Below are 8,131 nucleotides of genomic sequence, written 5' to 3' on the forward strand. Positions count from 1 at the left end.
GCCCCGCGCCGCCCCGGCGATCCGGCAGAACTGGTGGCCGACCCATCGCGGGCGCGCGACGCTCTGGGCTTTGCCGCGCGCTACCGTGAACTTGACGAGATCGTGTCCCATGCCGCCCCGTGGTTCGGCCTCTGACCTCGGGTTCCCGCTCTGCCGGGGTTGAGCCTGCCGCCCAGCCATCTATCTTGCGGCTCAACGCAATTCAGGAGGCTCTCATGGCAAGCGACGCAATCGATCCGCAACTTCTCGACCGGCTGGCCGAGGTTGCCGTGCAGGTGGGTCTGAACCTGCAAGACGGTCAGGATCTGGTGTTGACCGCGCCCGTCGAGGCGCTGCCGCTGGTGCGCCGGATCGCCGCCGAAGCCTATCGCGCGGGCGCAGGCACCTTCACCCCGATCCTGAGCGATGGTCAGATCACGCTGGCCCGGTTCGAGAACGCGAAGGACGAAAGCTTCGACCGCGCACCCGATTGGCTCTATCAGGGCATGGCGAAAGCTTACGAGAGCGGCGCGGCCCGCATGGCGATCGTGGGCGAAGACCCGATGCTGCTGTCGGAACAGGACCCGGAGAAAGTCTCGCGCGCCGGCAAGGCCAACTCCATCGCCTATAAACCGGCACTGGAGAAAATCTCGAATTTCGAGATCAACTGGTCGATCGTAAGCTACCCGACCGTGGCCTGGGCCAAGCGCGTCTTCCCCGATCTGCCGGAAGAGGAAGCCGTGGGCAAACTGGCCGACGCGATCTTCGCCGCCTCGCGCGCCGATCAACCCGATCCCGTCGCCGCATGGGAGGCGCATAACGCGGCCCTGCGCAAGCGCCGTGACTGGCTGAACGAGCAGCGCTTCTCGGCGCTGCATTTCACCGGCGGCGGCACCGATCTGACCGTGGGCCTCGCCGACGATCACGAATGGAGCGGTGGCGCCTCCGAGGCCAATAACGGCGTTGTCTGCAACCCGAACATCCCGACCGAGGAAGTCTTCACCACGCCCCATGCCGAGCGGGTCGATGGCGTGGTCCGCGCGACCAAGCCGCTGTCGCATCAGGGCAGCCTGATCGAGAATATCGAGATGCGCTTCGAGGGTGGTAAAGTGGTCGAGGCGAAGGCCAGCCGCGGCGAGGCGGTGCTGCAGAAGCTGATCGACACCGATGAGGGTGCACGCCGTCTGGGCGAGGTCGCGCTGGTGCCGCATGCCTCGCCGATCTCGGCTTCGGGGCTGTTGTTCTTCAACACGCTCTATGACGAGAACGCGGCCTGCCATATCGCGATGGGGCAGTGCTATTCGAAATGCTTCATCAATGGCGGCGAGCTGAGCGAGGACGAGGTCGCGGCGAAGGGCGGCAACAGCTCGATGATCCACGTCGACTGGATGATCGGCGGCCCCGAGACCGATATCGACGGCATCAAGCCCGATGGCACGCGCGTCCCGGTCTTCCGCAAAGGCGAATGGGCCTGATAGGCCGCCGAACCTGACAATGTATAGCGTCCGGCACGCCGATTGATGTGCCGGGCGCTTATTTTTTGTGCGGGCGCGAGGAATTTCGCCTCATCTCGCGCAGTTCGATGCACCCGGCGTAGGAGGGTACCGCTGAACGCGGGCGCTGCTTGACGGAAGCGGAAACTGGGCGAAATCTGAACATACGGGTCGGGCTTGGCCGACCCTCTTGGGCAACTCGCGCACCCTTGCGCTGTGTGAAGGGCCGCCCGGCCGACGCAGGTTTTCGATCCTCCTCCCCGAAAACGCGTTCAGGCCGGGCGGTGCCCAGCCTGACAAGCAAGAAATCGAAATTTTCGCCCGCTTAGTTGCCGGTATCGAGGCTCTTCGAGATCAGTTTCTCGCGGCTCTTGGCGAGCGAGGGATGGATCAGCGCGTTCTCGATCGCGGCAACCTGCGTGAAGCCGATGTCGTTGAGCTTCTTCCCGTTCGTAAACTCCGCAGCGCGCGCTTGATCGAACATGCTGAGATGCGGATCGGCCGGCATGAAATAGGCCGGGTCGGACCCGCTCGAGCTCTTCGCGGGAGCTTGCGGGCCAAGGTCAGCGGGTGGCTGCGACGCGACACCGGCTTGCGCGATACCGGCCCCAAGGCCAAGCGCCACTGCAAGGCTGCAACCGAAAGTAGCGGCGGTAAAACGGGTCGTCATAGGCGGTTTCCTCATTTCTTCTTCAGGGCCATAAGGATCAGCGTTTCCTTCGCCGTGCGGTCGACATTCTGAACCAGCGCTTCCTTGATCTGGACGATCTGGCGGTCGGTGAGGTTGGACAGGTCGACATTGCCGACGAGGAAATGCACGCGCTGAATCTCCAGCGCATTGAGCGGCTGCTGCTGCTGCTGCGCGGCGCCCAGCGAGGGCAGCGCGGCGCAGGTGAGGGCGGCGATCAGGGCGATCGATTTCATCATGAGTCTCCTCAGGGTGCTCTTCCTATGGGAAAATGCAGTTGCGCGCGCGGGGGACAAGCGCAGGCGCGCGCAAGTTTCGGTGAATGCTGCTTGCCCTATGCGTCAAGATGGGGATTCACATCGCGAATTCATCATGATACCGTAACTATTAACAAGCAGAGGGCAGACATAAGCTCTCACGAAATACGGGCAGGATCGAGGCAATGAAGGCGGGCTATCAGGGCACCTTCGTCATTTCATGGGCGCAGACAGAGATCGACGGCACACCGGTGCCGCCGCTTGAGGTCGTGACCGTGGGCGCATGTTGGCGATGGACGGGGCAGGCGATTTGCGTGGACGGGCCCAATGATCGGCTCATCCTGCACAATGCGCGCGGCGAGGCGGAGCGGCGCACGAAAGCCGCCCGCGCGGTGCGTCGCCTGCTGGGCGAGGCCGTGGGACATCCGCGAACGCTCGACGATCCCGACGAGACCGAGACGCCCAATCAAAGTTTTACCGTGACCGATGGCTATCACGCCTATGTCGTCACCCTGATCGAGCTGCCCGAAAGCGGCACGCGCATCCTGATGTTCGCCGGTCGGATGCCGCCGGTGGACAGCGATCTCTGGGTGGTCGACCGGGCGCTCGACCTGCGCCCGAAAGCGGCGCGGCAGGGGCCTGCGGGCGTCATCTGTTTTACCCCCGGCACGCTGATTGAGACCGACCAGGGCCGTCGCCCGGTCGAGGCGCTGCGCGAAGGCGACCGCGTACTGACCCGCGATGACGGGGCGCAGCCGATCTGCTGGATCGGGCGGCGCGACATCTCTGGCGCGCGGCTCCATGCGATGCCGCATCTGCGCCCGGTGCGGATCTCGGCTGGGGCTTTCGGCATCGCACGGCCCGATCGCGATCTGATCGTATCGCCGCAGCACCGGATGCTGGTGCGCGGACGCGCGGCGCAGGCGCTGTTTGCCGAAGACGAGGTTCTGGTGCGCGCCTGCGATCTGGTGAATGGACGTCAGATCCGCTTCGAGGGCGCGCTGCGCGGTCTGAGCTACATCCACCTCATGTTCGAACGCCATCAGGTGCTGACCGCGAACGGGCTTGAGACCGAAAGCTTCCATCCGGCCTCCACCCGGCTCGAGATGATCGCGCGCGACCAGCGCGCCGGGCTCGAGGCGCTGGTGCCGCAGGTCGAGGAAAACCCGCTTAGCTACGGTGCCTTCGCGCGCCGGGCGCTCAAGCCCTCCGAGGCCGCGATCCTGCGCCACGATCTGGCCGCCTGACGGGCAAATCCGCTGGAAATCGCTGCAGGCTTGGGCTGTGCGTCAGATGCACGGCTTCGTGCGCATTTTGCGCCTTTTCTCTGCCCGAACGTCGCCTTAGCTTCGGGACAAAGGAGAATTCAATGACCAGACCCGTCGTCGGCATCATCGGCAATAGAGGCCTCGTAGGTGACCGCTACCCCGTCCATGAAGGCGGGCAGCTCAACTCGGAAGCGGTGAGCAAGGTCTCCGATTGCATCCCGCTGCTGATCCCCGCCGATCCCGAATATGTATCCGTTCAGGAATTGATGGAGGTCTGCGACGGCTTCCTGCTGACCGGCGGGCGGCCGAACGTCCATCCGCATGAATATGGCGAAGAGCCGACCGAGAAGCACGGCACTTTCGATCGCGCCCGCGACGCGATCACGCTGCCGCTGGTGCGCGCCTGTGTCGAAAGCGGGCAGCCCTTCCTTGGCATCTGCCGGGGCTTTCAGGAGGTCAACGTCGCGATGGGCGGCACGCTGCACCCCGAGATCCGCGAGCTTCCGGGACGGTTGAACCACCGGATGCCGCCGGAGGGCACGCTCGAAGAAGGGTTCTCCAACCGCCACATGGTCACGCTCACTCCCGGCGGCCGGTTCGCGCGTCTCTTCGGCGCGGATGAGGTCGAGACCAACACGCTGCACGGGCAGGGCGTTTGCACCGCTGGTACCCGGATTGTGATCGAAGGGCGCGCCCCCGATGGTACGCCCGAGGCGATCTATGTTAAGGACGCGCCGGGGTTTACCCTATCGGTGCAATGGCATCCCGAATGGCGTGCGGCGGAAGATCCGGTCTCGCGCCCTCTGTTCGAGGCATTCGGCGATGCGGTGCGTGCTTGGGCGCGCGGCGAACGGCCCGCCGCCTGCGTCGCCTGAGCCGCGAAGACAAAACGGAGAGACAGATGAAACGCTCGCGCGTGAACGAAATCATGGCCGCGGCCGAGGAGATGATCCAGGAATTCGGCTTCCGCCTGCCGCCTTTCGCATGGTGGAGCCCGGCCGAGTTCAAGGCGCGCCTGCCGCAGGCACAGCGCATCGTGGAAGCCGCGATGGGCTGGGACATCACGGATTACGGGCAGGGCGATTTCGACAAGCTGGGTCTGTTTCTCTTCACCCTGCGCAACGGCGATCTGCGCGATCTTCAGGCGGGCCACGGCATGGCCTATGCCGAGAAGCTGCTGATCTCGCGCAAGGACCAGATCAGCCCGATGCATACCCATATCATCAAGGCCGAGGACATCATCAATCGCGGCGGCGCAGACCTCGCGATCGAGCTCTATGGCTCTGACGCGGATGGCAAATTCGACGAGACCGCAGGCGGGCAGGTGATGTGCGACGGCGTCCCGCGCAATTACGAGCCCGGCGAGGTGCTGATCCTGCGCCCCGGCGAGAGCGTGACCCTGCGGCCCGGTGACTGGCATGCCTTCTGGGGCGAGGGCGGCGACGTTCTGATCGGCGAGGTCTCGACCGTCAACGACGACAATACCGACAATATCTTCCGCGAAGATATCGGGCGGTTCTCCGAGATCGAGGAAGACGAAGCGCCGCGCCACCTGCTGGTCAGCGACTACGACAAGTTCCTGTATTCATAAGTATTTACTGGCTTCCTTGCGGGCGAAAGGCTTCAGCCTTTCGCCATGCTCGGTCAGCCAGGCCTGTGCGCGGGCGGGGTCTTTCTTGCTCAGCTCGCGCAGCCACCACGCGATGGCTTTCTGGATGAACCAGTCGCGATCCTCGGCCAGTTGCGCAGCCCAGCCCAGAACCTCGTCGCGCACCGCCTCGTCCTCGGGCTTGGGATTGCGCTGCTTGGTCCAGGGCAGAGTGAATACGAAGGCCGCGCGCCGCGTCCACATGTGATCCGAGCGCACCCAGTCCGCCACCTCGTCGAGCCGCGCGGGCTCGGCCTGAAGCCGTTTCGAGCCCGCCTTGGCGGCGTGATCGGCAATCGCCCAGGCGTCGAATTGCGGCACCCAGCTTGCGATCAGGTCCCAAGCTTCCGCGTCAGGGCGCAGCCGCGCCTGCGTCAGCAGCTTGGCCGCCGCGATCCGCGCCTCGTGAATGTCGCTGTCCCAAAGCCCGCGGGCGAGTTCGACCCGCCCCGGAACATCAAGCTGGCCACGCCACAGCGCGACCATGTCCTCGATCGCCGGAACGGAAACGCCCAGATAGCGCCGCTCCGCCTTGTGATAAGCGGCCATCTCGGCGGCCTTCTCGGCATCCGCCCAGCTTTCCAGCGCGAAAAGCGCGTCTTCCAGCGTGGGCGGGGGCCCGAGTGGCTCGTCCGTATCGTCTTCCTCGGCGAAGCTCTTATAGTCCGCATCTGACGCCGCATAGGCTTCGGCCTCGGCGCGCAGCCGGGCATCCTCCGCCGGGTCGAGCGGCGCGTAATCCGACGCGCGCGGCCGCGCGACGCGTTTCTTGCCCCGCTTGCGGCTCATTCGACCGTCACCGATTTGGCGAGGTTGCGCGGCTGGTCCACGTCGGTGCCTTTCGCGACCGCCGTGTGATAGGCCAGCAGTTGCGCTGGAACCGCATAAAGGATCGGCGCGAAAGGTTCCGCGATATCAGGCATTTGCAGCGTGCCCCAGGTGCCATCCTGCGCCGCGCTGATACCCTTGGCATCGGAGACCAGCAGCACCATCCCGTGGCGCGCCATCACCTCCTGCATGTTCGAGACGGTCTTGTCGAAGAGCTTGTCATAGGGCGCCATAACGATCACCGGCACGGTGCGATCGATCAGCGCGATCGGCCCGTGCTTCAACTCGCCCGAGGCATAGCCTTCTGCATGGATATAGCTGATTTCTTTGAGCTTCAGCGCCCCTTCCAGCGCCAGCGGATACATCGCGCCGCGCCCGAGGAAGAGGATGTCCTGCGCCTCTGCGAGCTGTTCGGCGAGATGCGCGATCGGCTCGGAAATCGACAGCGCCTGATTGAGCAGGCCGGGCAGGGCGCGCAGCGTATCGGCATGGGCGCCAAGCGTGGGTCCGTCGGTCTCGTCCCGGTCTCGGCCCGCTTTCAGTGCCATGACGGCCAGAACCAGCAGCTGCGCGGTGAACGCCTTGGTCGAGGCCACGCCGACCTCGACGCCCGCGAAGATCGGCAGCATGATGTCGGCTTCGCGCGCGATGGAGGAGGTGGGCACGTTGACCACGGCCACGGTCTTCGCTACGCGCTCGGAGCAATAGCGCAGCGCGGCCAGCGTATCGGCAGTCTCGCCCGACTGGCTGACGAAGACGGCGAGGCTGCGGTCGGACAGGGGCGGCTCTCGGTAGCGGAATTCGGAGGCGACGTCGATCTCGACCGGGATCCGGGCGAATTCCTCGAACCAGTATTTCGCCACCGCGCAGGCGTAATGCGCCGTGCCGCAGGCGATCAGGACAATCCGGTCGATGTTGGAAAAGTCCAACTCTTCCGGCAGATTCAGCCCGGTTTCGGGCAGATAATGTCGCAAAGCGTCAGCCAGCACGACGGGCTGCTCGGCGATTTCTTTCGCCATGAAGTGCTTGTAGCCACCCTTTTCGACCTGCGCCTGACCCAGATCGATGCGGCTCTCGTCGCGGTTCGCACGGCGACCCTCGGCGTCGAAAATCTCGGCGCCTGCGCGGGTGACGAAGGCGTAATCGCCCTCTTCGAGATAGGTGATCCGGTCGGTCATCGGCGCGAGCGCGATCGCGTCCGAGCCCACGAACATCTCGCCGTCACCATGCCCGATCGCGAGCGGCGAGCCCTTGCGCGCCGCGATCAGCAGATCGTCTTCGCCGTCGAAGAGCCACAGCAGCGCGAACGCCCCTTCGAGCTTGCCGAGCGTCGCCACGGCGGCCTCGCGCGCATCCATGCCGCGATCCATGAACATCCGCGTCAGCAGCGCGACGGTTTCGGTATCCGTCTGCGTCTCCGGGGTGATCCCGGCCTCGGCCAGTTCGGCGCGCAGCTCGCGGAAATTCTCGATGATGCCGTTATGCACGACCGCGACGGGCCCCGAGCGATGCGGATGCGCATTGCCCTGGGTGGCAGCCCCATGGGTCGCCCAGCGGGTGTGGCCGATGCCAGACTTGCCCGGGAGGGGCTCATGCACCAGCAGATCGGACAGGTTCCAAAGCTTGCCCACGGCCCGGCGGCGGTCCAGCTTGCCTGCATTTACCGTCGCGATCCCGGCACTGTCATAGCCGCGATACTCCAATCTCTTGAGGCTCTCAACGAGCCAGGGGGAAACCTCGTGCTTCCCCAGAACGCCAATAATTCCACACATTTATCAATCTTTCTTCATGCGACGCGCTTTCTCCGCGCGCAGTTTCGCAAATAGCTTCGTAGCGAGGCCCGGACGGTTCACCTGCTCGGAGCGCTCGATCGCGATCGCCTCGGCAGGGACGTCTTTCGAGATCACCGATCCCGAGCCCGTCAGCGCGCCGTCGCCCACCGTCACCGGGGCCACCAGCATCGTGTCCGA

8 protein-coding genes and 1 pseudogene are annotated in these 8,131 nt (G+C 64.9%); 4 read left to right on the forward strand and 5 right to left on the reverse strand.

Features of this window, described 5'->3' with window-relative positions:
- The first annotated feature begins 215 nt into the window (after positions 1-215).
- On the forward strand, positions 216-1,454 hold the full coding sequence (locus B3D39_RS07500; protein WP_274963697.1) for an aminopeptidase: 1,239 nt from the start codon (positions 216-218) through the stop codon (positions 1,452-1,454).
- A gap of 343 nt (positions 1,455-1,797) precedes the next feature.
- On the opposite strand, the gene B3D39_RS07505 is transcribed toward B3D39_RS07500, so the two are convergent.
- Together B3D39_RS07505 and B3D39_RS07510 are read right to left on the reverse strand one after the other, a co-directional pair.
- Complete coding sequence (locus tag B3D39_RS07505) at positions 1,798-2,142, reverse strand: hypothetical protein (protein ID WP_274963696.1); 345 nt, start codon at positions 2,140-2,142, stop codon at positions 1,798-1,800.
- An 11-nt stretch (positions 2,143-2,153) separates the two neighbouring features.
- Complete coding sequence (locus B3D39_RS07510; protein WP_274963695.1) at positions 2,154-2,396, reverse strand: hypothetical protein; 243 nt, start codon at positions 2,394-2,396, stop codon at positions 2,154-2,156.
- Positions 2,397-2,602: 206 nt separating this feature from the next.
- Between B3D39_RS07510 and B3D39_RS07515 the strand changes: the two genes are divergently transcribed.
- The 3 genes from B3D39_RS07515 to B3D39_RS07525 all read left to right on the forward strand — a co-directional run bounded on the left by B3D39_RS07515 (position 2,603) and on the right by B3D39_RS07525 (position 5,276).
- Complete coding sequence (locus B3D39_RS07515; protein WP_078599321.1) at positions 2,603-3,664, forward strand: Hint domain-containing protein; 1,062 nt, start codon at positions 2,603-2,605, stop codon at positions 3,662-3,664.
- A gap of 122 nt (positions 3,665-3,786) precedes the next feature.
- Positions 3,787-4,560 carry a gamma-glutamyl-gamma-aminobutyrate hydrolase family protein gene (locus B3D39_RS07520; RefSeq protein WP_078546578.1) on the forward strand — a complete coding sequence of 258 codons (774 nt, stop codon included), beginning with the start codon at positions 3,787-3,789 and terminating at the stop codon, positions 4,558-4,560.
- Between the two features lie 26 nt (positions 4,561-4,586).
- On the forward strand, positions 4,587-5,276 hold the full coding sequence (locus B3D39_RS07525; protein WP_078599320.1) for a D-lyxose/D-mannose family sugar isomerase: 690 nt from the start codon (positions 4,587-4,589) through the stop codon (positions 5,274-5,276).
- On the opposite strand, the gene B3D39_RS07530 is transcribed toward B3D39_RS07525, so the two are convergent.
- The 3 genes and pseudogenes from B3D39_RS07530 to glmU all read right to left on the reverse strand — a co-directional run.
- The gene (locus tag B3D39_RS07530) at positions 5,271-6,122 is read right to left on the reverse strand and encodes a DNA alkylation repair protein (RefSeq protein WP_338113664.1); all 852 of its coding nucleotides are present in this window, start codon (positions 6,120-6,122) and stop codon (positions 5,271-5,273) included. The genes B3D39_RS07525 and B3D39_RS07530 overlap by 6 nt on opposite strands.
- Positions 6,119-7,933, reverse strand: coding sequence for a glutamine--fructose-6-phosphate transaminase (isomerizing) (gene glmS / locus B3D39_RS07535; protein WP_274963694.1), 1,815 nt, complete (start codon positions 7,931-7,933; stop codon positions 6,119-6,121). Before glmS ends, B3D39_RS07530 begins: the two co-directional genes overlap by 4 nt.
- Positions 7,934-7,936: 3 nt before the next feature.
- Positions 7,937-8,131: pseudogene (gene glmU, locus B3D39_RS07540) on the reverse strand (bifunctional UDP-N-acetylglucosamine diphosphorylase/glucosamine-1-phosphate N-acetyltransferase GlmU); the annotation flags it as partial.

Origin of the sequence: Thioclava sp. UBA3469, assembly GCF_002378135.1 — a bacterium.
Taxonomy (GTDB): Bacteria; Pseudomonadota; Alphaproteobacteria; order Rhodobacterales; family Rhodobacteraceae; genus Thioclava; species Thioclava sediminum.

Excerpts from the sequence above, each read along its gene's own strand:
- B3D39_RS07500 (WP_274963697.1), top strand. The coding sequence starts at position 216 with ATGGCAAGCGACGCAATCGATCCGCAACTTCTCGACCGGCTGGCCGAG.
- B3D39_RS07505 (WP_274963696.1), bottom strand. The coding sequence starts at position 2,142 with ATGACGACCCGTTTTACCGCCGCTACTTTCGGTTGCAGCCTTGCAGTG.
- B3D39_RS07510 (WP_274963695.1), bottom strand. The coding sequence starts at position 2,396 with ATGAAATCGATCGCCCTGATCGCCGCCCTCACCTGCGCCGCGCTGCCC.
- B3D39_RS07515 (WP_078599321.1), top strand. The coding sequence starts at position 2,603 with ATGAAGGCGGGCTATCAGGGCACCTTCGTCATTTCATGGGCGCAGACA.
- B3D39_RS07520 (WP_078546578.1), top strand. The coding sequence starts at position 3,787 with ATGACCAGACCCGTCGTCGGCATCATCGGCAATAGAGGCCTCGTAGGT.
- B3D39_RS07525 (WP_078599320.1), top strand. The coding sequence starts at position 4,587 with ATGAAACGCTCGCGCGTGAACGAAATCATGGCCGCGGCCGAGGAGATG.
- B3D39_RS07530 (WP_338113664.1), bottom strand. The coding sequence starts at position 6,122 with ATGAGCCGCAAGCGGGGCAAGAAACGCGTCGCGCGGCCGCGCGCGTCG.
- glmS (WP_274963694.1), bottom strand. The coding sequence starts at position 7,933 with ATGTGTGGAATTATTGGCGTTCTGGGGAAGCACGAGGTTTCCCCCTGG.